Source organism: Cryptosporangium sp. NPDC048952, assembly GCF_043197895.1.
Classification (GTDB): Bacteria; Actinomycetota; Actinomycetes; order Mycobacteriales; family Cryptosporangiaceae; genus Cryptosporangium.
Genome location: NZ_JBICTY010000008.1, coordinates 42806 through 66207, shown reverse-complemented (window position 1 = coordinate 66207; position 23402 = coordinate 42806). Strand labels below are relative to the sequence as shown.

The window sequence follows — 23402 nt, the reverse complement described above, 5'->3', positions numbered from 1 at the left end:
CGCCCACCCCATTAGGTGTGGCGTGCACCGCGGGAACTCTGGACAAGAACGCGGCCCCACGGGGTTCCGTGGGGCCGCTCTGCATTCGGGGGACGTGGGGTTACTCGGGCTGGCCCTCGGACTTCACGCCCATCGCGTCGGCGATGCGCTCCAGGTCGTCGATCGTCGCGAACTCGATAGTGATGCGCCCCTTGCGCTTACCGAGGTCCACCTTCACCCGGGTGTCGAACCGGTCGGAGAGCCGGCCCGCGAGGTCTTCCAGACCGGGGGACCGCATGCGCGTCCGGCGGGCCGGCGCGTCCCGCTGCGGGGGCTCGGGGTCGCCGCCGAGCGCGACGATCTCCTCGGTGGCCCGCACCGAGAGCCCTTCGGCGACGATGCGCGTCGCGAGCCGGTCCTGGGCGTCGTTGTCGTCGAGGGACAGTAGCGCCCGCGCGTGGCCCGCGCTGAGCACCCCGGCGGCCACCCGCCGCTGCACCGCGGCGGGGAGGTTCAGCAGACGGATCGTGTTGGAGATCTGCGGCCGACTACGCCCGATGCGCTTGCTGAGCTCCTCCTGCGTGACGCCGAATTCCGCGAGCAGCTGCTGGTACGCGGCCGCCTCCTCGAGCGGATTGAGGTCGGACCGGTGGATGTTCTCCAGCAGGGCGTCCCGCAGGAGGTGCTCGTCGCTGGTGTCCCGGATGATGGCCGGGATCGTTTCCCGACCGATCGCCTTCGACGCGCGCCAGCGACGCTCGCCCATGATGAGCTCGTAGCTTCCGGGCGCCTTCTCCCGGACCACGACGGGCTGGAGAACCCCGACCTCGGTGATGGAGGTCTTCAGTTCCTCCATCGCCTCTTCGTCGAATTCGCCCTTACGCGGCTGCTTGGGGTTCGGCGCGATCGCGTCGACCGGCACCTCCCGGAACCGCGCACCAGGCACCGGCGCCAGACCGGACGCCTCGTCGTCGCTGTCCGGTACCGCGGAGACCGCTGTGGCGCCGGTGGCGAACGGCATCCGCTGGGTGGCGACGGGCGCACCGTCCTCCTCCTCACCCGGCAACGGCCCCGCCGGGATCAGCGCACCGAGGCCTCGCCCCAGTCCGCGTCGGTTCTTCACAGGTGTCCTCCCCTAGCGCCGCGCTCCGCGATCTCCCGAGCAGCCTGAAGATAACTCGTCGAACCGCGCGAACCAGGATCGTAGGTGATCACCGACTGCCCGAATCCAGGCGCCTCCGAGACGCGAACGCTGCGGGGGATGACCGCCTCCAGCACGGTGTCGCCGAAGTGGCCCCGGACCTCCGTGGCGACCTGGTCGGCCAGCTTGGTGCGGCCGTCGTACATCGTCAGCAGGATCGTGGTGATCTGCACGTCGTTGTTCAGGTGCGCCTTCACCAACTCGACGTTGCGGAGTAGCTGACCGAGACCCTCGAGCGCGTAGTACTCGCACTGGATCGGGATCAGCACCTCTCGGGCAGCGACGAGTGCGTTAACCGTCAGCAGGCCCAGCGAGGGCGGGCAGTCGATGAAGATGTAGTCGATGTCTGCCGGGAACGCGTCGATGGCCCGGCGGAGCCGGTTCTCGCGCGCGACGACCGAGACGAGTTCGATCTCGGCCCCGGCGAGGTCGATCGTCGCCGGGACGCAGTAGAGGTTCGGCACGCCGTCGACGGCCACCGTCGCCTCGGCGAGCGGGATTCCGTCGACGAGGACGTCGTAGGTGCTCGGCACACCGGCCCGGTGGTCGACGTTCAGCCCGGTGGACGCGTTGCCCTGCGGGTCGAGGTCGATCACCATCACGCGGTTGCCGTGGAGGGCGAGCGCGACCGCGAGATTGACAGTGGTCGTGGTCTTGCCGACCCCGCCCTTCTGATTGGCCACGCACATGACGCGTCGGCCGCCGAGCGGGCGGGGAAGCGTGTTGTGACCCGGATTCAGAACCTGGACCGCGCGTCGGGCTTCGATCGCGATCGGTAGATCATCGTCGTCAGTTTCACGTGAAACATCGCCCGGCAAGACGCGGGCGTCCATCGAGAGAGGATCTGTTTCACGTGAAACATCGAAGGGATCGGGGGCCGTTTCACGTGGAACGGCGGTGGCGTCGTCCAACACGGCGCGGATCCGTCGCTGGCTCTCATCCGCTCCGCTCGTGAGGCTATGGGGGGCGGACTGAGCGGGGTCGCTCACGTCGATCTCCTGGACCTGTTCAAAACCGGACTCGGGGGAAGCTGGCGCCGAGGGGCCAGTGGTGTCCGGCGACGCTGCGATCGCTGCGCCGCGCTCGAAGACTGCACCCCGCTCGAAGAAGGGGACTTCGGCGAGGGTCCCGCCGGCACTCTCCGACGGTACCGTCCCGGGGCGTTCAACCTCTGCCCGACCGACAACTCTGTCGATGAGATCACGCAAAGAGTTGCCGATTCCGGCCGTCGGATCGCTTGCGCGGCGGTCAGCGGCGGTCACGCCGAGCAGATCGTCGAGGGAAGGCGCCGTGACGATCTCCAAGTGCCCGTTCTCCACCGTGAGCCCCTCGGGGCGCACCAACCGCAGAGGGGTTTTGTCGGAGCGTCTAGCGGGTGGAGGGAGTGCAGTCTCTTCGTGAGCCGTGAAGTCGGGCCATCCCAGGTCCGAATCACCGCGTCCCGGAAACTTGATCACCGCGAATTCGTCGGCCGGCTTCGAGCCCGGCCATCCCACGGCAGTGGGTTTCCGAGATGCGCTGTCGGTCATGGCCCGTGTCGTCCTCTCCGTCCACGGCGGCTCGCAGTGGCCGATCCAGGCCTCTGCCGACGGGACGGATCACTGCCGTTCCCGGCACTTCGAGTACCGGAACGCCGGGGGCCGGTGGCTACTGCACCACCACGGAGAATCTCGACCACGGTCGTCGGGGGGTCGACGACGCCGCCTCCGCACTCGACGATACGAGGGGAGACCCCTCCGACCCTCGCTACCGCTGCGGCGTGTTCGGTGATCTCCTCCGCCGCAGACGAACCTTTCAGTGCGAGCATGCGCCCTTCGGGCTCGCAGAGCGGCAGACACCATGCGGCGAGCCGGTCCAGGGGCGCGACGGCCCGTGCGGTCACGATCGACCCGGACACCTGCCCCACGACCTCTTCGGCCCGGCCGCGCCGCACGGTCATCGACGACAGTCCGAGCGCGTCGACGGCCTCCTCCAGGAACGCGACCCGGCGGGCGAGGGGCTCCAGCAACGTGATCCGCAGATCCGGACGCATGACTCCCAGCACGAGGCCGGGCAGCCCCGCGCCACTCCCGACGTCCACGACCGTGGCGTCGGTCGGAAAGAGTTCTTCGACGACGGCGCAGTTGAGCAGGTGCCGCTCCCACAGCCGTGGTGCCTCGCGAGGGCCGATCAGGCCACGCTCGACGCCCGCCGTCGCGAGCAGTTCCGCATAGCGGACCGCGACCGGGAGCCGGTCACCGAACACCGAGGCCGCAACAGCAGCGAGCCCCGCCGGCGGACCGGCGGGGCTCGCTGCGAAGTTGTCGCGCTCGGTCATGCGCTCTGCAGATGGACGACCACGCGACGCTCCGGCTCTTCGCCCTCGGACTCGCTCCGCACGTTCTCGATCGCACTGATCGCGTCGTGCACGACCTTGCGCTCGAACGGGTTCATCGGGCTCAGCTTCACCGGCTCGCCGAGCGACCGGGCCTGCTCCACCGCGTTCTTCGCGATGGCGACGAGCTCCTGTCGACGCTTGGCGCGGTAACCACCCACGTCGAGCATCAGCCGACTGCGGACGCCGGTCTGCTGCACGACCGCCAGCCGGGTCAGCTCCTGGAGCGCGTCCAGCGTGGTGCCGCGCGGACCGATCAGCGCGTCGAGCTCCTCACCGATCACCGCGACCACGGCACGGTCGCCCTCGACGTCCATGTCGATGTCGCCATCGAAGTCGAGGATGTCGAGCAGCCGCTCGATGTAGTCACCGGCGATGTCGCCCTCACGTACCAGCAGATCGGTGTCTTCGTCCACAGTGTCCGTGGCCGCCGGCGCCGTGGTGGGACGGGTCTCCGTCATTGTTGCTCCCTGGCTTGCCGCGCCGCCGCGACGCGGCGCGAATGATCCGTAGGAGGCCGGCTCAGCGCCGGCCGCCCTTCCGCTTCCGGTTCCGGTTGTCCTGCGGACGTCGGCCGCCACTGCCACGCGGTGGCGTTGGCCGACGCGCGGGCGGTGGCGTCTCGGCACCGTCGGAACCATCGCTGTTGGTGTCGGGCACCTCTGCCTTGGCCTTGTCGGCAGCTGCCCGATCGGCACGCGCCTTGGCGGTATCGAACTTCAGCGAGCTGCCGGTGGACGACTGCCGCGCGGTCGCAGGACGGCCGCCCTTCTTCGGATTGACCGGCTTGACGCCCGGCTTCGGCGCCATCGCAGCGGCCTTCTCCGGGTCGACCTTCGGGTCGCCGGGCTTGGGGATCGGCATCTTGCTGAGCACCCAGAACTGCTGGCCCATCGAGAAGAAGTTCTGCGTCACCCAGTAGACGACGACGCCGATCGGGAAGATCGCACCGGAGATCAGCAGCGAAGCCGGGATGCCGTACAGCATCAGCTTCTGCACCATCGCCTGCGTCGGGTCGGCCGCAACACCGTTGCGCGCAATCATCTGGCGCTGGGTGATGTAGGTCGTCGCGACCATCGTGATGATCAGGATGCCGGCGACCAGCGTGACGGCCAGTCGGCTGGCGTCGAGCTGCGCGAGCTGGTCGGTCGTCGAGCGGAACGCCGCGGCGATCGGGGCACCGAAGATCCGCGCCTCGGACGCGCTGTTGAACTGGTCGGCGGTCCAGCCGTACTCGGTGGTCATCGCCTTGAAGGCCGAGTCCGAGTTCGGATTGATCAGGCGCAGGACGTGAAACAGACCGATGAAGACCGGGATTTGCAGGAAGATCGGAAGGCAGCCCATCAGCGGGTTGGCCTTCTCCCGCTTGTAGAGCTCCATCATTTCCTGCTGGAGCTTCTGCTGGTCGTTCTTGTACTTCTCGCGCAGTTCCTTCATCTGCGGCTGCAGCGTCTGCATGGCCCGCTGCGACTTGATCTGCTTGACGAAGACCGGGAAGAGCACGACCCGGACGGTCAGCACGAGGAAGACGATGGACAGCACCCACGCGGGGCCGGACGGCATGTTGAGCAGGCCGCCCCACAGGTCGTGCCAGCGCAGCAGGATCCACGAGATACCCGTGTAGATCCAGTTCAAGTTCACCGAGAAGCTCCAGACGGACGGCGGTTGCGAGCACGACGGAGGCGCTGAGCCCAGCGGGGCCGCGCCGTGGGGACGGGGTCGTACCCACCGGGGTGGAACGGGTGGCAACGCATGATGCGCCAACCTGCCAACAGGATCCCCGCTACCGGACCGTGGGTCCGCAGCGCCTCCAGCGCGTAGGCACTGCAGCTGGGGTGGAAACGACAGCGAGGCGGGAGTGCCGGGCTGATCCACCGGCGGTAGAACTGGATCGGTGCGATCAGCACCGCCAGCAGTACCCGGGACATCCGGCTCGGCTGGGTGCTCGACACACCGGTCTCCGGGACCGTCTCCGCGGAGACGTCCCGGTCGCGGTGCGGAGCAACGCTCATCGTCGAGCCTTCAGGATGCGTCGGAACGCGCTGTCGAGGTCGTGGCCCAGCGTCTCGGAAGATTGGTCGGCCGCGGCGGGCAGAGCCCGGACCACCACCGTGCTACCCGCGGGTAGCTGCGGGAGCCGGTCACGGACCAGGTGGCGCAGCTGCCGCGCGACCCGGTGTCGCGTGACGGCATTGCCCACTGCCTTGGAGACAACGAAACCGGCTCGGACGGAGTTCTCCGTCGAGCCGGTCTCGTCAGAATTGGTACCGGCGTGCGCGGCGTCGACCGGGCGGCCCAACGTCGCGTGGACCACGAGCGTGCTGCGTCCCGCGCGACTGCCCGAGCGCAGCACCCTGGTGAAGTCTTCACGCCGCCGTAGCCGCGCGTGCGCCGGCAGCACGCCGCGCCCCCGCCGGATCAGGCGGAGAGGCGCGCGCGCCCCTTGAGGCGCCGTGCGGCGATGATGGCCCGCCCCGCACGCGTGCGCATGCGCAGCCGGAAGCCGTGGGTCTTCGCGCGGCGGCGGTTGTTCGGCTGGTAGGTGCGCTTGCTCACGTCGCGGTCTCCGATGCGTACTAACAGGTCGAACTGCGGTCGGCTCGGCTACGTCCCAGAGTCACAGGCATAGCCATAGATGCTTCCAGCGTACGTGAGCCATCACAGGGCCAGCAAATGCGGGAGTCCGAGCAGCTGGTTCGTCACTCTCGGTAGCTGATCTGTACCGTGCCGCGCCGACGTGTGAATCGCTCTTCCGTCCCGATATCAACCTGGCACATCAGGCATGCCCGCAGGCCACGGGCTCGGACGGGACAACAGGCCGCCTCAGCCTGTGGACAACGCCTTGTTGGGTGCTCAAGGACGCTGTTAGCCTGCCCGTTTGCCGGTCCTGGTTGATCTCGTCGGATTTCCGTGAGCGCAACCGGGGGCGTTCGGCCTGGTAGGTCCGTCGGGCGGGCAGCCGCCCGACACGCCGTCGAAGCCGGGGCACGAAATGTCCGGTTCAGATCAGGGCCCGAGCACTATACACAGGGTGTGGAAACCGGTGTGGACAGTGCATCGGTCGCCCGAGAGCGACGCTATCTACCAGGGGGAATGGTGACCGACGAGAGCGTTGATCTCGAAGGCATCTGGTCTGCGGCCACGGAAAGCCTGGCCGACCAGGACCTCAGTCCCCAGCAGCGGGCCTGGCTTCGGCTCACTCGGCCGTTGGCGCTGGTCGAAGACACCGCGTTGCTGGCCGCGCCGAACCAGTTCGCGAAGGACGCCTTCGAAAGTCGGCTACGCGGTGTGATTACCGACGCGATCTCGAGACAGCTCGGCCGGACGGTCAACGTGGCCGTCACCGTGCGGGTCCCGGTCGAGCAGCAGACGATGGAACTCCACGTCCTGGATCTCCCGCCGGTCGACAACTACCGCTCCGACAGCTACCCGGCCGGCCGGTACGAGTCCGACCGGGGTGGGGAGTACGGCGGCGGCCGGCCCGAGCTCGAGTTCCCGACGCAGGCCGCCGGCGGCTACCGTCAGCAGTCGTTCCGCCCGTACGGCGAGAGCGCCCCGTCGCCGGTGCCGGTCTCGCCCGCGCCGACGACGTACGGCAGCGCGACCGAGCGCTACCGGCCCCGTCCCGAGGAACACGAGCGCGCCGACGACCCGCGGCCCGACCCGTACCTGCCCGATCAGCCCGGTCGTCCCGACGAGAGCCCGAAGGCCGAGGCGCCGCCGGTGGGTTCGGCGGAGCCCGCCGAGCCGCTGGGCACGCCGGAGCGTGGCCGCGGACGGCACGCGGCGAGCGCTACGGAGGCCGAAGCCCAGGCCCCGCCGATGGGCACCGGAACCACCGGGAGCGCGAGCGTCGTCGGCACCGCGGGCATTCCGGGCTACGCGCCGCCGGCATTTCCGGAGCAGCCGTCCTACCGCACCCCGGGTCCGTACGGCGGAGCCCGGCCCGGCGGCTTCGAGCCCTACGACGGCAGCAACTACCCCCAGAACTTCGACAACCGGGGCCGGCACCACACGCCGCCGTTCGGAACGGACGCTCCGGTCCCCGGCGAGCCGACGAACCGCACCATCCGGCGTGGCGAGACGCCTCGCCCCACCGAGCCGGCGCGGCTGAACCCGAAGTACACGTTCGACACGTTCGTCATCGGCTCGTCGAACCGCTTCGCGCATGCCGCCGCGGTCGCGGTCGCCGAGGCGCCGGCAAAGGCCTACAACCCGCTGTTCGTGTACGGCGGCTCGGGGCTCGGCAAGACGCACCTGCTGCACGCGATCGGGCACTACGCCCAGTCGCTCGGCAACGCCCGCGCCGTGCGCTACGTCTCCACCGAAGAGTTCACGAACGACTTCATCAACTCGCTCCGGGACGACAAGACCCAGGCGTTCCAGCGCCGCTACCGCGACGTCGACATCCTGCTCGTCGACGACATCCAGTTCTTGGAGAGCCGGGAGCGGACGCAGGAAGAGTTCTTCCACACGTTCAACACGCTCCACAACGCCAACAAGCAGATCGTCATCAGCTCCGACCGGTCGCCGAAGGAGCTGTCGACGCTGGAGGAGCGGCTGCGCACCCGATTCACCTGGGGTCTGCTCACCGACATCCAGCCGCCCGACCTCGAGACGCGGATCGCGATCCTCCGGAAGAAAGCGGCGATGGAGCGCCTTGCCGCTCCGCCGGAGGTGCTGGAGTTCATCGCCAGCAAGATCCAGTCGAACATCCGTGAGCTCGAGGGCGCTCTGATCCGCGTCACCGCGTTCGCCAGCCTCAACCGGCAGCCGGTGGATCTCGGGCTGGCGGAGATCGTCCTGAAGGACCTCATCCCGGAGGGCGGCGGCCCGGAGATCACCGCGGCGACGATCATGGCCGCCACCGCGGAGTACTTCAGCGTCTCGATGGACGACCTCTGCGGCTCGTCGCGCTCACGGGTGCTGGTGAACGCCCGCCAGGTCGCGATGTACCTCTGTCGGGAGCTCACGGACCTCTCGCTGCCCCGCATCGGTCAGGCCTTCGGCGGCCGCGACCACACGACCGTCATGCACGCCGACCGCAAGATCCGGCAGATGATGGCCGAGCGTCGTTCGCTCTACAACCAGATCGCGGAGCTCACCAACCGCATCAAGCAGCGCGCCCAGCAGCAGTAGTTCCGAGGGTCCGAAGCCCGCGCCGACACGGTCGGCGCGGGCTTCTTGGCGTCCGGACCCCCGAACACTGTCCACACGTCCTAAACAAGCTGTGTCCACATGGTGTGGACATGTTCATCAACAGATGGGTACGAGTGAACCCGCTGGCTGGCACGCTCATCCCACCGCCCATCCACCGCACTACCCCCAGGACTGTCCACCGTTTCACCAGCACTCATGCACAGCCTGGGGATAACTCTGTGGAAAGGGCTTTGGATTGTGGGAAACCTGTGCGCATAGGTGTGGGTTCTCTGTGGGTAACGGGGGACAACTTTTTCCCGTCCACAACGCCCCTCGCTTCATCCCCAAAGTTCCCACCGGCCATCCACACGTTCTATTGGGCCGCACGCTGCGTAAACGAGGGTTTTCCACGGTTCCCACAACCCCTACTACGACTACTAGACGTATATCTAGAGAGATCTCAAGTGCTCTTCGGTGCTGGGGAATGTGTGGAAAGCGCTTCTGAACCGAGTTGGTCGAGCCTCGGACGATCGCACCGAAGAAGAGGGGTTCGGAACGCTCGGCTCGCGCCCGGCGCACCGTTTCGTCGTACCTACGGGGTACGGTCGGCTCCCCAGTGCGGCGACGGACGGCATCACATCGACGGTGCTGCCACCATCGACGTCGGAGGCACAAAGGCCCGCAGTGATGGAGGCAAGGAATGAAGTTCCGGGTCGAGCGCGAGGCGCTTGCCGACGCTGTCGCGTGGACGGCGAAGAGCCTGCCGGCACGTCCGCCGGTGCCGGTACTGGCAGGTGTCCTGCTGGACACCGACAACGACCGACTCACTGTGTCCGGCTTCGACTACGAGGTCTCCAGCCAGATGGGTGTCGACGTGCAGACCGATACCCCCGGCCGCGTCCTCGTCTCCGGGCGCCTGCTCGCCGAGATCACCCGGGCGCTCCCCAACCACCCGGTCGAGCTCGACGCCGACGAGGCGCGCGCTGAGATCGTCTGCGGCACCGCTCGCTTCACGCTTCCGACGATGCCGGTCGAGGACTACCCGACGCTGCCCGAGATGCCGACGGTCGCCGGTGCGGTCGAGGCGAACGAGTTCGCCACCGCTGTCGCCCAGGTCGTCGTCGCGGCGGGCAAGGACGACACGCTGCCGGTCCTCACCGGCGTGCGCCTCGAGCTCGAGGGCGACCGGCTGACCCTGTTGGCCACCGACCGCTACCGCCTGGCGGTGCGCGAGCTGACGTGGCGTCCCGGCGCTCCCGATGTCAGTCAGCACGCGCTCGTTCCGGCCCGTACGCTGTCCGACACGGCCCGCGCGATGTCCTCGGGCAACGAGGTCACGCTCGCGCTGAGCCAGGGCGCTACCGGCGAAGGCCTGATCGGATTCTCCGGAGCCGGGCGGCGCACCACCACGCGCCTGCTCGACGGCCAGTTCCCGCCGGTCCGCTCGCTCTTCCCCGACAGCCACGCGATCCAGGCCAAGGTGCCCACCGCGACGCTGGTCGAGGTCGTGAAGCGCGTCTCACTGGTCGCCGAGCGCAACACCCCGGTCCGGCTGGCGTTCACGAGCGGCACCCTGACGGTCGAGGCCGGTGGCACCGAGGACGCCCGCGCGTCCGAGTCCACCGACGCGATCTTCGACGCCGAGGACATCGAGATTGCCTTCAACCCGCAGTTCCTGCTCGACGGTCTGAACGCCCTGGGCACCGAGGTCGCCGTACTGTCCTGCACGACCCCGCTGAAGCCGGCCGTCCTGACCGGTGAGGAGGCCGATGCGGAGTCCAAGCCCGTCAACGAGAGTGCCTACCGGTACCTCCTGATGCCCGTCCGCGTCTCGCAGTAGCCGAGGTTTCGCGGTCGGTTCCCCGGCTAGTTGCCAGATAGCCGGGGACCGGTTGGCATCTGCGCACCGGGCTCGGGGAAGAATCGATCATGAAGCGCCGCGTCAGGTCGTTTCGTGGGGGAAGACCGACGCCGGGACCGCCACGCGAAATGCAGGGGAGAGCAGCATGGAGATCGGCCTCATCGGGCTCGGCAAAATGGGCGGCAACATGCGCGAGCGTCTGCGCCGCGCCGGCCACACCGTGATCGGGTACGACCGCAACCACGAGATTGCCGACGTCGGCAGCCTCACCGAGCTCGTGGACGCGTTCACGACCTCGCCGCGCGTCGTCTGGGTGATGGTCCCCGCGGGTGACCCGACCCGCGACACCGTCAAGGAACTCGGCGAGCTGCTCTCCGACGGCGACGTCGTCGTCGACGGTGGCAACTCCCGCTTCACCGACGACAAGATCAACGCCGACCACCTCGCCGAGAAGGGCATCGGCTACGTCGACGCCGGTGTCTCCGGCGGCATCTGGGGTCTCAAGAACGGCTACGCCCTCATGGTCGGCGGCACCGAGGAGAACGTCGGGAAGGTCCAGCCGTTCTTCGACGCGCTCAAGCCGGAGGGCGACTACGGCTACGTGCACGCCGGCCCGGTCGGAGCCGGCCACTTCGCCAAGATGGTTCACAACGGCATCGAGTACGGCATGATGCAGGCCTACGCCGAGGGCTACGAGCTGCTGACGGCGGCCGAGGTCGTCCAGGACGTGCCGGGCGTGCTGAAGAGCTGGCAGGAAGGCACCGTCGTCCGGTCCTGGCTGCTCGACCTGCTGGTCAACGCGCTGCAGGAAGACCCGAACCTCGACGACATCAAGGGCTACGTCAACGACTCCGGCGAAGGCCGGTGGACCATCGAGGAGGCGATCAACCACGCCGTCCCGGTGCCGGTTCTCGCCGCCTCGCTGTTCGCCCGGTTCAGTTCGCGTCAGGACGATTCGCCGGCGATGAAGGCCGTCGCCGCGCTGCGCAACCAGTTCGGTGGCCACGCCACCACGAAGGCGGGCCAGGCCGCCACCGCCGCCGACCTCGGCGGCCCTGGCGACACCATCGACAGCTGAGCACCCGAAGGTGAGATGAACACGGATCGGGCCGGGACCCCCAACCGGCACGGTGGCACGCACGTCCGCCACCTGTCTCTGGTCGACTACCGCAGCTATGCGGCGGTATCCGTCGACCTGGATCCCGGCCCGAACGTGTTCGTCGGCCCCAACGGCCAGGGCAAGACGAACCTGGTCGAGGCGATCGGCTACGTCGCCACGCTGGGCAGTCACCGGGTGGCGACGGACGCTCCGCTGGTGCGTGCCGGTGCCACCCGGGCGGTGATCCGGGCCGCGGTCGTCCGCGACGCCCGCGAGCTGGTCGTCGAGCTGGAGATCGTGCCCGGGAAAGCCAACCGGGCCCGGCTCAACCGGTCGCCGGTGGCACGGCCGCGCGAGATCCTGGGCGCGCTGCGCACGGTGCTGTTCGCTCCGGAAGACCTCGCGCTGGTCCGCGGTGACCCGTCCGAACGGCGTCGGTTCGTCGACGACCTGCTGGTCGCCCGGTCACCGCGCTACGCCGCCGTGCGCGCCGACTACGACCGGGTGCTCAAGCAGCGCAACGCGCTCCTGCGCACCGCGGCGTCGGCGCGGCGTGCTTCACGTGGAACATCCGGGGGAGACCTCCGCACGCTCGAGGTGTGGGACGGCCACCTGGCCGCCCACGGCGCCGAGCTGCTGGCCGGCCGCCTGGAGGTGCTCGGCGCGCTGGAGCCGTACGTCGCGAAGGCCTACGACGCGGTGAGCGCGGGCAAGGGCCGCACGCGGCTGGCGTACCGCTCCTCGACGCACGGCGACGCGGTCTCCGATACCCCGGAGCCGGTCGTCGACCGGCCCGAGTTCAACGTCGACGTGCCCACGCTGACCCAGCACATCCTCTCGGCGCTCGCGGAGGCGCGGGGTCAGGAGATCGAGCGGGGCATCACGCTCGTCGGCCCGCACCGCGACGACGTCGTGCTCTGGCTCGGCGAGCTGCCGGCGAAGGGTTACGCCAGCCACGGCGAGGGCTGGTCGTACGCGCTCGCGCTCCGGCTCGGCAGCTACGACCTGCTCAGCGCTGACGGCGGGGAGCCGGTGCTGATCCTCGACGACGTTTTTGCCGAGCTCGATTCCCAGCGACGCGAGCGGCTGGCGGAGCTCGTGGGGGATGCTTCTCAGGTGCTCGTGACTGCCGCCGTCGCCGCGGACGTTCCGTCGGCACTGCAGGGCGCCCGTTTCGATGTCGCGGCCGGGGAGGTCACGCGTGTCTGACGAATCGGCCGAGGCCGAACCGACCGAGGTGAAGCCGACGGGCCTCAAGCCGAGTGGGCCACAGCTGGCCAGGGCCGCCCTGGACGCCGCGCGGGCGGCCGGACGCACGTACACGACCCGTCCAGGGGCGCCGAAACGGGAACCCGGCGACGGACAGAGCCCGAAGCGGCGGCGGTGGAGCAGCGCCGGCCCCGATCCGCGTGATCCACAGCCGTTGGGCCGGTTGGTCCGTCGGATGGTGGCCGAACGCGGCTGGGACCGTCCCACCTCCGAGGCGCGGGTCATCGGCGACTGGGAGAGCCTCGTCGGGCCGGAGATCGCCGCCAAGTCCAAGCCGGTCGGGCTGCGTGACGGCGAGCTGACGCTGCAGGCCGAGTCGACCGCGTGGGCCACCCAGCTGCGGCTGCTCTCCGGCAAGCTGCTCGGAATGCTGGCGGCAGAGGTGGGTCCGAACGTCGTTCGCAAGATCCGGGTGCACGGTCCGGCCGCACCGAGCTGGAAGCGCGGGCCGCTCTCGATCCGTGGCCGCGGGCCGCGCGACACCTACGGCTGACTGCCCCGTCCGTTGGTACCGCTGGTAACGCGCCGCTGCGGACGGTCGACGTGGAACCGGTCGACGTCCTCGCCGTACTCCTCGAGCGTGTGCGCCACCCACCCGGCGCACCGCGCCACCGCCAGGATCGCCAGCCCGGCGTCGGGCGGCATGCCCGCGGTGAACGTCAACGCCGCCACCCCAAAGTCGATGGTGGGCGCCAGCGGACGGCCGCGTCCGCCGGTGGACAGGAACTGCTCGACGGCCTCCCACCGGCCGCGGTGGGGCGGCTCGGCGGCGAGTACGTCGATCAGCGTCCGGCCGCGGGGATCGCCGTCCGGATAGAGCGGGTGGTCGAAGCCGGGCAGCTGGTTGTTCTGATCGAGGAGCCGGGCCACCACCGCCACGCTGCCGTCCCGTTCGGCCTCGGCCAGGGTGCGGTGCACCAGTGCGGCGGTGCCGCTCTCCACCGGCCCGTCGAGCGTGTAGAGCCCGGCGCCCACCGCCGCGTACGGGTGCGCCCGTGCGGACGCGGCAACCCGGGTCGCAAGCGTCGACGCCGTGACCGCGTGATCGGCGAGCAGACCGAGCGCAGTGTTCAGCGACGTCACGGCGGCCGGGTCCGCGGGCAGCGAGCTCAGCGCGCCCCACAGGCGCTGAGCCACCGAACCCTCGCCGGCGTCGGAGCCCCGCCGGGGTAGTCCGTCGACGAGCGCTCCGATCAGCGTGGCCGCGGTGATCATCACCGCCTCCGGACGCAGGTCGGCCCGGAGCGGGTCGACCGCACCGATCGCAGCCACGATGGCCCGGATCCGATCGAGCAGTCGCACGTCGCGCGGGAGCCCGTCCGACGCCGAGCGCGCGGCGGCGACGAACTCCTCCGGGCTGGCGAACGACAGCGGCTGGCTGCGCCCCTCCGACCAGAGCCACGCCGCGACCGTCTCGAACGAGTCGACGCGCGCCATCTCGCACGCGTCCCGGCCGCGGTACCAGAGACGCTGCTCGCGGACCTCGCTCACGGTGGATCGCACGACCAGGCCGCCGCCGGTACCGGGCGCGGGCGTCCGGGGCTGGTGGGCCATCTGATCGAGCTCGACCGGGTCGAAGTAGCTCGCCCGCCCGTCGGCGCCACGAACCCGGGACAGCAGACCCCGGCTCACGTACGCGTACAGGGTGGCGGGTTTGACGCCGAGCCGGCGGGCGGCTTCCACGGTGGACAGCAACGGGACGTCGTCAGTCATCCCCCACCTCCCCGCTCGCCCGGCCAGTGCACATTGATCAATGTATCGATGTGCCGTCCCAGCGGGCTGGCGGTATCCACAGGTGTCTTGTGGATATGTGGATCAATATCGATCGACCCAGGTCGGGGGAGGCGTCAGTCCAGCGTTTCGGCGATCTCGAGGCCCAGTTGGTGCCCGGACGCCCACGCCGTTTCGACCCGCGGGGAGCCCCAGGCGTCGCCGCACAGGCCGATGCGTGCCTCGCCGAAGAAGTACGGACTGGTCCGCGGCTTCAGCGGCCGGGCCTCGGACCACGGCTGGACGAACGTCCACAGCGGTTCCTCGGAGATCCCGAGGATCGACCGCACGGCGTCCACCACCGGTCCGACGGCCTGGTCGGGCTCGTCGGAATGCTCCGCTGCGAAGTCCGCGCCCGTGTGCGCGACCAGCACCGGAGCAGAGTCGGCGCGGCGTCGGCCGTCGTCGGCGATCCATTCGAGCATCGGGTCGTCGTGCACGAAGACGCCGTCGACGTCCCACTGCCGCTCCGCCCACCCCGCAGCCACCGCGATCACCGGTGACCAGGGAGAATCCGCGGTCTCCGCGAGCTCGTCGACGCACTCGGGATCGAGCAGGCGGCGGGCCTGCGGGTCGGGCATCGCGAGCACGACGGCGTCGGCCGGCCAACCGTTGACGCGCGGACCGGGGCCGACGCTGGTCACCGGGTCACCGAGGGAAACGAGCAGGCCGGTCGCCAGGTCCTCCACCAGTGACCGGAGGCCGCCGCGGGTGCCGTACCGGACCGGCCCGTCCTCGCTGCGCTCGAGCCCGAGCGCGGTGTGCACGGCGAACGCGCTGGTCCAGGGGTGGGCGAGACCGCGGCGCACCCAATCGTCGACGACCGTGCGGAACGCCTCGGCGCGGCAGGTCAAATACGACGCCCCGAGGTCGACCGGCCGTCCGTCGAGAACGCGGGTCGCCATGCGCCCGCCGACGGTGTCCGCGGCCTCGCGGACGACTACCCGATGTCCGGCTCCCGCGATCGCGCGCGCGCAGGCCAAACCTGCGATGCCGGCTCCGATGATCTGCACGTCAGACGCCATGCCCCCATCGTCACAGCTCTCCGTTGCGCCGCATCTCCGACACCGCCTCGTTTTCGCTGTGTCAACGGCGATCTATGTTGATCAACATAAATCAAACATGATCCAGTCGGACTGTCGGAGGTGGTGAGCGAGGACGGCGAAAGTTATCCACAGGCTGCCTGTGGATATGTGGATCAACTAAAATCGACATTGATCGACACGGATCGTTACTGCATCACGCTTCACAATCGGCACACCGTTCCCGATCACTTCACCGGGCAACTCACCCCCGTACGGGGCCGCTACAGTGATCGGCCATGGCGACTGCGGCAGCCGAGAAACGACGGCTCCTCGCTCGGCTGGGTGAGGTCGACCGCCAAGCAGCGAGCCTCGACAACCTGAGACAGCAGATCCGCGATGCGATCGCAGAGGTCGGCGCGGAGATCGCCGGCTCGGTGACCGGCCAGGACCGGCGCATCCTCGAACTGCTGCAGCTGAACCTCGAGGAGCTCGACCGGTCGATTCAACTGATGCGCAACGCGGTCGAGGCCGGCCGCGACTTCGTCGCCCAGGTACCTGAATGAGTGCGACGCCCGTAAGGATTCACGTCGGTCCGGTGGAAGAATGAACGCGGAGAGCGCTCGAACCGGTACCGATGGTTCCAGGAGGCGGCCCGATGGCATCTGAGCTGGAGCGGATAGCCGGTCGGCTCCGCTTCCTCTCCGACCAGGCCCAGCAACACCGACGGCCCGTCCTCGACGCATCGCGCAACCTCCGCGAGGCAGCGCAGGTCGTCGGCACCTTCAGCGCCGACCAGCCGGAAGGGCGGCCGGCGATGACGGCACCCGCGAGTCTGGCCGCCCAGCTCAGCCAGGCGGCCGAGCGCGCGAGGCAGGCAGAGGCGCCGCTGTCGCAGACCACGGAACTGCTCCGGGTCTTCGCGAGCCGCCTCTCCGGTGGTGGTGCGTCGGTCGGTGGCCGGACCGCCGGTGGCACGCGCGCGTCCGGGGCCGGAACTCCTGCGCCGACGACCGGTTCGACGCCGGACGACCGGGCGCCCGCCCCTGACCGGGGAACGTCGGAGAGCACCTCGCGGACGACGAACGGAGCCGGTTCGGTCGGACCCTCGCGGTACGGTCGGTACCCGACCACCACCCCGGTTGGGCTCTCGCCGGGAGATCGGTCGTACGAAGTCGGCAGGCAGCCCCAGTAGGTACCCACGTGGATGGGGGCTCGGAAGCGCCAGCTCGCCCACAGGACGCGCCGCTGCGACTTCCTGTCGGACGGGACGGCTAGACTGGAGCGGTACCCGCGCGTGTCAGGCTCCGCCGCGCCGCGCTAGCCCGACGCCGCCGGACCGCCGGCGGAGAGAGCAGCCGAGGCCAGTCCGTGTCAGAAAAGAAGAAGTCCGGATACGACGCCAGCTCAATCACTGTTCTCGAAGGCCTCGAAGCGGTCCGCAAGCGCCCAGGTATGTACATCGGTTCCACCGGTGAGCGCGGTCTCCACCACATGGTGTGGGAGGTCGTGGACAACGCGGTCGACGAGGCGCTGGCCGGTTACTGCGACACGGTCGAGGTCACGCTGCTCGACGACGGCGGCGTCCGCGTCGTCGACAACGGCCGTGGCATCCCGGTCGGCATGCACCCGGTCGAGAAGCGCCCGGCGGTCGAGGTCGTCCTCACCGTCCTGCACGCGGGTGGCAAGTTCGACGGCAAGTCCTACGCGGTCTCCGGCGGTCTGCACGGCGTCGGCGTCTCGGTCGTCAACGCGCTCTCGCACAAGCTCGAGGTCGAGATCAAGACCGAAGGCTTCGTCTGGTACCAGCCGTACGAGAACACGCAGCCGGCCGCCAAGCTCGAGAAGCGCGGGGCGACCAGCGAGCACGGTACGGCGATCACGTTCTGGGCCGACCCGACGATCTTCGAGACCACGACGTACAACCTCGAGACGATCCGTCGCCGCATGCAGGAGATGGCGTTCCTCAACCGGGGCCTGACGCTGATCCTGCGTGACGAGCGCGACCCTGACGGTGACCGCGGCGAGAAGCCCCGCGAGTACACGTACCAGTACAAGGGTGGCATCGCCGACTACGTCCGGTTCCTGAACGAGAAGAACACGCCGATCCACAAGAGCGTGATCGAGTTCGCCGGGGAGAGCCAGGGCCTCGCCGTCGAGGTCGCGATGCAGTGGAACGAGAGCTACCGCGAGTCGATCCACTCGTTCGCGAACACGATCAACACGCACGAGGGCGGCACCCACGACGAGGGCTTCCGCACCTCGCTGACGAGCATCGTCAACCGGTACGCCAAGGAGAAGAAGCTCCTCCGCGGGAACGACGACAACCTGACCGGTGACGACATCCGTGAGGGGCTCGCGGCGATCATCAGCGTCAAGATCGCCGACCCGCAGTTCGAGGGCCAGACGAAGACGAAGCTCGGCAACACGGAGGTGAAGTCGTTCGTCCAGAAGATCTGCAACGAGTGGCTCAACGACTGGTTCGAGCGCAATCCCAGCGAGGCGCGCGGCATCATCCAGAAGGCCTCCGCGGCCTCCCGGGCCCGTATCGCCGCTCAGCAGGCCAGGAAGCTCGCTCGCCGCAAGAGCGCGCTCGACTCGAACGCGATGCCGGGCAAGCTGTCCGACTGCCAGTCGTCCGACCCGCGCGAGTGCGAGCTCTACATCGTCGAGGGTGACTCGGCGGGCGGCTCGGCGAAGCAGGGACGCGACCCGAAGTTCCAGGCGATCCTGCCCATCCGCGGCAAGATCCTGAACGTCGAGAAGGCCCGGATCGACCGGGTGCTGAAGAACAACGAGGTCCAGTCGCTGATCACCGCGCTGGGCACCGGCATCCACGACGAGTTCGACATCGAGAAGCTCCGCTACCACAAGATCGTGCTGATGGCGGACGCCGACGTCGACGGTCAGCACATCCGGACGCTGCTGCTCACGTTGCTGTTCCGCTTCATGAAGCCGCTGGTCGAGCTCGGCCACGTCTACCTGGCCCAGCCCCCGCTCTACAAGCTGAAGTGGAACAAGAAGGGCGACGACGCCCAGTACGCCTTCTCCGACCGCGAGCGCGACGGGCTCATCAAGCTTCGCCAGGAGAAGAACCCGAAGGCCAAGCCGGACGACATCCAGCGGTTCAAGGGTCTGGGCGAGATGAACTACCCCGAGCTGTGGGACACCACGATGAGCCCGGCCACCCGCACGCTGCTCCAGGTCACGCTCGACGACGCAGCCGTCGCCGACGAACTGTTCAGCGTTCTGATGGGTGAGGACGTCGAGGCACGCCGGTCGTTCATCCAGCAGAACGCCAAGGATGTCCGTTTCCTGGACATCTAGTCCACACAGTTCACAGCCTTATCCACATCTTAAAAAGGCATATCGTATAAATCCCCGCTCTGTGGGAACGATATCCACACCGGAAGGCAGTTCGTGACCGAGACGACGACCCCGCCACCGCCCGGCGACCGCGTCGAGCCAGTCGGGCTCGAAGTGGAGATGCAGCGCAGCTACCTCGACTACGCGATGAGCGTCATCGTCGGGCGTGCGCTGCCGGACGTGCGGGACGGCCTCAAGCCCGTGCACCGCAAGGTCCTGTACGGCATGTACGACGGTGGGTACCGGCCGGAGCGCGGCTACGTGAAGTGCTCCCGCGTCGTCGGCGACGTCATGGGGCAGTTCCACCCGCACGGTGACACCTCGATCTACGACACGCTCGTCCGGATGGCGCAGCCCTGGTCGCTGCGCTATCCGCTGATCGACGGCAACGGCAACTTCGGCTCGCCGGGCAACGACCCGGCGGCCGCCATGCGGTACACCGAGTGCCGGCTCGACCCACTGGCCATGGAAATGGTCCGGGACATCGACGAAGACACCGTCGACATGGTCCCGAACTACGACGGTCGGGCCACCGAGCCGGCGATCCTTCCGGCGCGGTTCCCGAACCTGCTGGTCAACGGCTCCGCCGGCATCGCGGTCGGCATGGCGACGAACATTCCGCCGCACAACCTCCGCGAGGTCGCGGCCGGCGTCCAGTGGTGCCTGGACAACCCGGAGGCGCCGGAGGAAGAGACCATCGTCGCGATGGCGGCCCGGATCAAGGGGCCGGACTTCCCGACCGGCGCCCTGATCGTCGGCGCCGAGGGCATCGCCGACGCGTACCGCACCGGCCGCGGCCTGGTCCGGATGCGGTCGATCGTCGAGGTCGAGGAAGACCGTCGCGGCCGGCAGATGCTCGTCGTCACCGAGCTGCCGTACCAGGTCAACCCCGACAACCTGGCCGAGCGCATCGCCGAGCTGGTCAAGGAGGGCAAGCTCGGCGGCATCGCCGACATCCGCGACGAGTCCTCCGGCCGCACCGGTCAGCGACTGGTGCTGGTGCTCAAGCGGGACGCCGTCGCCAAGGTCGTGCTGAACAACCTGTACAAGCACACCCAGCTGCAGGACTCGTTCGGCGTCAACATGCTGGCGATCGTCGACGGCGTTCCGCGGACGCTGAACATCGCCCAGATGGTGCGGTACTACGTCGCGCACCAGATCGAGGTCATCGTCCGGCGCACCCGCTACCGCCTCCGCAAGAAGGAGGAGCGGGCCCACATCTTGCGTGGTTACCTCAAGGCGCTGGATGCGCTCGACGAGGTCATCGCCTTGATCCGCGCCTCGGAGACGGTCGAGGTCGCGCGTACCGGCCTGATGCAGCTGCTGGAGATCGACGAGCTGCAGGCCACCGCGATCCTCGACATGCAGCTGCGTCGGCTCGCCGCCCTCGAGCGGCAGAAGATCACCGACGAGTACAACCAGCTGATGGCCGACATCGCCGAGCTCGAGGCGATCCTCGCCAGCGAAGAGCGTCAGCGCCAGATCATCGGTGAAGAGCTGCAGACGATCGTCGACAAGTACGGCGACGACCGGCGGACGACGATCCTGCCCTACGACGGCGACGTCTCGATGGAAGACCTCATCGCCGAGGAGCCGGTGGTCGTCACGATCACCCGCACCGGGTACGCCAAGCGCACCAAGGTCGACCTCTACCGCTCGCAGCGGCGGGGCGGCAAGGGCGTGCAGGGTGCGGCGCTCAAACAGGACGACATCGTCGCGCACTTCTTCGTCTGCTCGACGCACGACTGGATCCTGTTCTTCACGAACAAGGGCCGCGTCTACCGCGTGAAGGCGTACGAGTTGCCGGAGGCCAGTCGTACGGCCCGCGGCCAGCACGTCGCCAACCTGCTCGCGTTCCAGCCGGACGAGCAGATCGCCGAAGTCATCGAGATCCGCACCTACGAGGACGCTCCTCACCTGGTGCTGGCGACTCGCAACGGTCTGGTGAAGAAGACCAAGCTCACCGAGTTCGACTCGAATCGCCAAGGCGGCGTCATCGCGATCAACCTCCGCGACGGCGACGAGCTCGTCGGTGCCGAGTTGATCAACGAGGACGACAACCTGCTGCTGATCAGCAAGCAAGCGCAGGCGATCTGCTTCAAGGCCGACGACGAGACCCTCCGGCCGATGGGCCGGGCGACGTCCGGCGTGATCGGGATGCGCTTTGCGGGCGAGGACGAGCTGCTCTCGATGCACGTCGCCCGGGAGGGCATGGACGTTCTCGTCGCGACCGAGGGCGGATTCGCCAAGCGGACGCCGATCGAGGAGTATCCGGTCCAAGGTCGTGGTGGTAAGGGTGTCGTCACTGCCAGGATCGTGTCGAAGCGCGGACGGCTCATCGCAGCCCTTGCGGTGACCACCGAAGATGAACTCTTCGCCATCACGTCCAACGGGGGCGTGATCCGGACTCCTGTGCGCCAGGTGCGGCGCACTCGTGACCGGAACACGATGGGGGTGAAGCTCATGGAGCTCCCATCCGGGGTGACACTGGTGGCGATCGCGCGCAACGAGGACGAACCTGAAGGACAGGACGGCTGATGACTGACTCCGAGAACACGGACGGTCCGGGCGCTCAGAACTCGAGCAGCTCGGCCCGGGCGTCCGCCGCGGTGGGTAAAGCCACCGTGGGGCGAGCCACCGTGGGGGGCTCCGCAACGCCGTCGCGGGAAACCACGACACGCAGCGCGGGTACGGGGGCGTCGTCCGCGTCGTCCACCAAGCCCGCTGCTGCGGCGCCCAAGCAGCCGCCGAAGCCGGGTACGCCGGACTCGTCGGCGACGACCAAACCGGCGGCCGGGGCGGGCGCCAAGCCCGCCCCGGCCGCGGGGGCGTCTTCGACTCCGGCGAAGTCGGCCGCACCCACCAACCCGTCGGCGGCGAAGGCCACCCCGGCCTCCGCCAAGCCTGCCGCCACCGCTTCCGCCGCCGGTGGCAATGCCACTCCGGCCGGTGCCACGCCGGGCGCGGCGACGCCGGCTTCTGGCAGCGCGTCCAACGGCGCGGCCCGCCCGGCGACGAAGAGCCAGGGCACCACCTACGGCAAGCCGGTCACCCCGGCGCCGTCGGGCGGCAGCCCGTCGCCGACGTCGGGAGCCGGCAACGCGGCCACCCGCGTCACCCCCGCGGCCAAACCGCCGACGAGCAGCCCGCCGGCTGCCGCCGCCACGGCGGCGATGCCCTCGTTCGACACCGGACCGGCGCAGGCGAGCCGTCCGGGTGCGGCGTCGGTGAGCGCGCCTGCCGCGCACGCGGTGCCGGGTACGGCCGGTGCCGCCGCGCCGGTCTCCGGTGGTGCATCCGCCCAGCAGGCCGGCTCCGCGGCCCCGCCGCGGGTCCAGGTCGGCGAGGCGGTCAGGTCGGCGCGTCAGACCGTGTCGGCGGCCGCCAGCCGTGGCCCGCGCCGGGCTCGGCTGCAGCTGAAGAAGGTCGACCCGTGGTCGGTGATGAAGTTCTCGTTCGCGGTGTCGCTCGTGCTGTTCATCGCGTCGATCGTCGCCACGTCGATCCTGTACATGGTGCTCGGCGCGCTGGGCGTGTGGGACAGCCTCAACGAGACGATCAGCACGGTCACCGCAGGTCAGGATGGTAGCCAGGGCGTCGACCTGGCGATCACCGCGAAGATGGTGATCGGCGGGTCCGCGCTGCTCGGAGCGGTCAACATGGTGCTCTTCACCGCACTGGCGACACTCGGGGCGTTCATCTACAACGTGTGTGCCGACCTGGTCGGCGGCGTCGAGCTGACGCTCGCGGAGCGGAACCAGTAACTCGGTTTGGGGCGGGGCGGACGGGTAGGGTAACGTTTCGTCTCGCGTCGGGGGCTATAGCTCAGTCGGTTAGAGCGCATCGCTGATAACGATGAGGTCGCTGGTTCGATTCCAGCTAGCCCCACCAGCGCCCGCAGAGGTGAGGGCGGAGAAGGGAGCAATTCTCCATGTGGAAGAAGGCGCTCGTACTCGCAGCCGTTGCGGGTATCGCCGTTCTGGCAGCCAAGAAGTTCAAGGAAGCCAGCGATGAGCGTGAGCTCTGGCACGAGGCCACCACAGCGCCCGATCACCGCTGAACGAGCCCGCTGCTGCGGCGTCTTACGAAGCGCCCACGGCGTGACGGGGACGTAGCTCAATTGGCAGAGCACCGCCTTTGCAAGGCGGGGGTTAGGGGTTCGATTCCCCTCGTCTCCACGTAGAGCCCGACATCGAGCCGGGGTTGCGCGAACTAGCGCGGCCCCGGTTTTTTGTCTTTTCAGTTCCTATTTTGGTTCACGTGTTCCTTATCCCCGTAATAACGGAAAATGCCCAGTTCCTGCTTCGGGCAATGCGTTATGG

General features: G+C 68.8%; 22 protein-coding genes, 2 tRNA genes and 1 pseudogene. 13 read left to right on the top strand and 12 right to left on the bottom strand.

Annotated elements, in window-relative coordinates; all coding sequences use genetic code 11:
• Positions 1–100 precede the first annotated feature (100 nt).
• From ACGFY5_RS37130 to rpmH, 8 genes and pseudogenes are all read right to left on the bottom strand, one after another.
• The gene (locus ACGFY5_RS37130; RefSeq protein ID WP_392728018.1) at positions 101–1102 is read right to left on the bottom strand and encodes a ParB/RepB/Spo0J family partition protein; all 1002 of its coding nucleotides are present in this window, start codon (positions 1100–1102) and stop codon (positions 101–103) included.
• Entirely contained in the window at positions 1099–2484 is a 1386-nt protein-coding gene (locus ACGFY5_RS37125) for a ParA family protein (RefSeq protein WP_392728015.1), read from the bottom strand. Before ACGFY5_RS37125 ends, ACGFY5_RS37130 begins: the two co-directional genes overlap by 4 nt.
• A 221-nt stretch (positions 2485–2705) precedes the next feature.
• The gene (gene rsmG / locus ACGFY5_RS37120) at positions 2706–3497 is read right to left on the bottom strand and encodes a 16S rRNA (guanine(527)-N(7))-methyltransferase RsmG (RefSeq protein ID WP_392728013.1); all 792 of its coding nucleotides are present in this window, start codon (positions 3495–3497) and stop codon (positions 2706–2708) included.
• A complete protein-coding gene (locus ACGFY5_RS37115; protein ID WP_392728010.1) occupies positions 3494–4015 on the bottom strand; it encodes a protein jag in 522 nt (173 codons plus the stop codon). Before ACGFY5_RS37115 ends, rsmG begins: the two co-directional genes overlap by 4 nt.
• Positions 4016–4187: 172 nt before the next feature.
• Positions 4188–5195: pseudogene (gene yidC / locus ACGFY5_RS37110) on the bottom strand (membrane protein insertase YidC); the annotation flags it as partial.
• Positions 5192–5461 carry a membrane protein insertion efficiency factor YidD gene (gene yidD, locus ACGFY5_RS37105; RefSeq protein WP_392729060.1) on the bottom strand — a complete coding sequence of 90 codons (270 nt, stop codon included), beginning with the start codon at positions 5459–5461 and terminating at the stop codon, positions 5192–5194. The gene yidD and the pseudogene yidC, both read right to left, overlap by 4 nt.
• A gap of 101 nt (positions 5462–5562) precedes the next feature.
• Complete coding sequence (gene rnpA / locus ACGFY5_RS37100; protein ID WP_392728007.1) at positions 5563–5955, bottom strand: ribonuclease P protein component; 393 nt, start codon at positions 5953–5955, stop codon at positions 5563–5565.
• 17 nt (positions 5956–5972) lie between these two features.
• Positions 5973–6110, bottom strand: coding sequence for a 50S ribosomal protein L34 (gene rpmH, locus ACGFY5_RS37095; RefSeq protein ID WP_035859730.1), 138 nt, complete (start codon positions 6108–6110; stop codon positions 5973–5975).
• 537 nt (positions 6111–6647) lie between these two features.
• On the opposite strand from rpmH, the gene dnaA reads away from it, so the two are divergent.
• From dnaA to ACGFY5_RS37070, 5 genes are all read left to right on the top strand, one after another.
• On the top strand, positions 6648–8693 hold the full coding sequence (gene dnaA, locus ACGFY5_RS37090; RefSeq protein ID WP_392729058.1) for a chromosomal replication initiator protein DnaA: 2046 nt from the start codon (positions 6648–6650) through the stop codon (positions 8691–8693).
• A 700-nt stretch (positions 8694–9393) separates the two neighbouring features.
• Positions 9394–10533: a DNA polymerase III subunit beta gene (gene dnaN / locus ACGFY5_RS37085; RefSeq protein ID WP_392728004.1), complete on the top strand. Its 1140-nt coding sequence runs from the start codon at positions 9394–9396 to the stop codon at positions 10531–10533.
• A gap of 166 nt (positions 10534–10699) precedes the next feature.
• Positions 10700–11632: a phosphogluconate dehydrogenase (NAD(+)-dependent, decarboxylating) gene (gene gnd, locus ACGFY5_RS37080; RefSeq protein ID WP_392728001.1), complete on the top strand. Its 933-nt coding sequence runs from the start codon at positions 10700–10702 to the stop codon at positions 11630–11632.
• Positions 11633–11647: 15 nt separating this feature from the next.
• Complete coding sequence (gene recF / locus ACGFY5_RS37075; protein ID WP_392727998.1) at positions 11648–12862, top strand: DNA replication/repair protein RecF; 1215 nt, start codon at positions 11648–11650, stop codon at positions 12860–12862.
• Positions 12831–13415, top strand: coding sequence for a DUF721 domain-containing protein (locus ACGFY5_RS37070; protein ID WP_392727996.1), 585 nt, complete (start codon positions 12831–12833; stop codon positions 13413–13415). Before recF ends, ACGFY5_RS37070 begins: the two co-directional genes overlap by 32 nt.
• Here ACGFY5_RS37070 and ACGFY5_RS37065 read toward each other — a convergent pair.
• Together ACGFY5_RS37065 and ACGFY5_RS37060 are read right to left on the bottom strand one after the other, a co-directional pair.
• The gene (locus tag ACGFY5_RS37065) at positions 13406–14635 is read right to left on the bottom strand and encodes a citrate synthase (RefSeq protein ID WP_392727993.1); all 1230 of its coding nucleotides are present in this window, start codon (positions 14633–14635) and stop codon (positions 13406–13408) included. The two genes, ACGFY5_RS37070 and ACGFY5_RS37065, sit on opposite strands and share 10 nt — an antisense overlap.
• Before the next feature lie 134 nt (positions 14636–14769).
• Complete coding sequence (locus ACGFY5_RS37060; protein WP_392727991.1) at positions 14770–15717, bottom strand: NAD(P)/FAD-dependent oxidoreductase; 948 nt, start codon at positions 15715–15717, stop codon at positions 14770–14772.
• A gap of 296 nt (positions 15718–16013) precedes the next feature.
• On the opposite strand from ACGFY5_RS37060, the gene ACGFY5_RS37055 reads away from it, so the two are divergent.
• The 4 genes from ACGFY5_RS37055 (at position 16014) to gyrA (ending at position 21618) form a co-directional block, all read left to right on the top strand.
• Complete coding sequence (locus ACGFY5_RS37055; protein WP_392727989.1) at positions 16014–16280, top strand: hypothetical protein; 267 nt, start codon at positions 16014–16016, stop codon at positions 16278–16280.
• A gap of 92 nt (positions 16281–16372) precedes the next feature.
• Entirely contained in the window at positions 16373–16909 is a 537-nt protein-coding gene (locus ACGFY5_RS37050; protein WP_392727987.1) for a hypothetical protein, read from the top strand.
• A 176-nt stretch (positions 16910–17085) separates the two neighbouring features.
• Positions 17086–19041, top strand: coding sequence for a DNA topoisomerase (ATP-hydrolyzing) subunit B (gyrB, locus tag ACGFY5_RS37045; protein ID WP_392727984.1), 1956 nt, complete (start codon positions 17086–17088; stop codon positions 19039–19041).
• A gap of 93 nt (positions 19042–19134) precedes the next feature.
• Positions 19135–21618, top strand: a complete 2484-nt coding sequence (gyrA, locus tag ACGFY5_RS37040; RefSeq protein WP_392727981.1) for a DNA gyrase subunit A — start codon at positions 19135–19137, stop codon at positions 21616–21618.
• A 34-nt stretch (positions 21619–21652) separates the two neighbouring features.
• Here gyrA and ACGFY5_RS37035 read toward each other — a convergent pair whose 3' ends face one another.
• Positions 21653–22114: a hypothetical protein gene (locus tag ACGFY5_RS37035; RefSeq protein ID WP_392727978.1), complete on the bottom strand. Its 462-nt coding sequence runs from the start codon at positions 22112–22114 to the stop codon at positions 21653–21655.
• Positions 22115–22270, bottom strand: coding sequence for a hypothetical protein (locus tag ACGFY5_RS37030; RefSeq protein ID WP_392727976.1), 156 nt, complete (start codon positions 22268–22270; stop codon positions 22115–22117). It lies immediately after the preceding gene.
• A 37-nt stretch (positions 22271–22307) separates the two neighbouring features.
• Here ACGFY5_RS37030 and ACGFY5_RS37025 point away from each other — a divergent pair, with 37 nt between their 5' ends.
• From ACGFY5_RS37025 to ACGFY5_RS37010, 4 genes are all read left to right on the top strand, one after another.
• The gene (locus tag ACGFY5_RS37025; protein WP_392727973.1) at positions 22308–22844 is read left to right on the top strand and encodes a DUF3566 domain-containing protein; all 537 of its coding nucleotides are present in this window, start codon (positions 22308–22310) and stop codon (positions 22842–22844) included.
• Between the two features lie 50 nt (positions 22845–22894).
• Positions 22895–22971 (top strand) — tRNA-Ile (locus ACGFY5_RS37020).
• 40 nt (positions 22972–23011) lie between these two features.
• Positions 23012–23140, top strand: coding sequence for a DLW-39 family protein (locus tag ACGFY5_RS37015; RefSeq protein ID WP_345731705.1), 129 nt, complete (start codon positions 23012–23014; stop codon positions 23138–23140).
• A 45-nt stretch (positions 23141–23185) separates the two neighbouring features.
• A tRNA-Ala gene (locus ACGFY5_RS37010) sits at positions 23186–23258 on the top strand.
• Positions 23259–23402 lie beyond the last annotated feature (144 nt).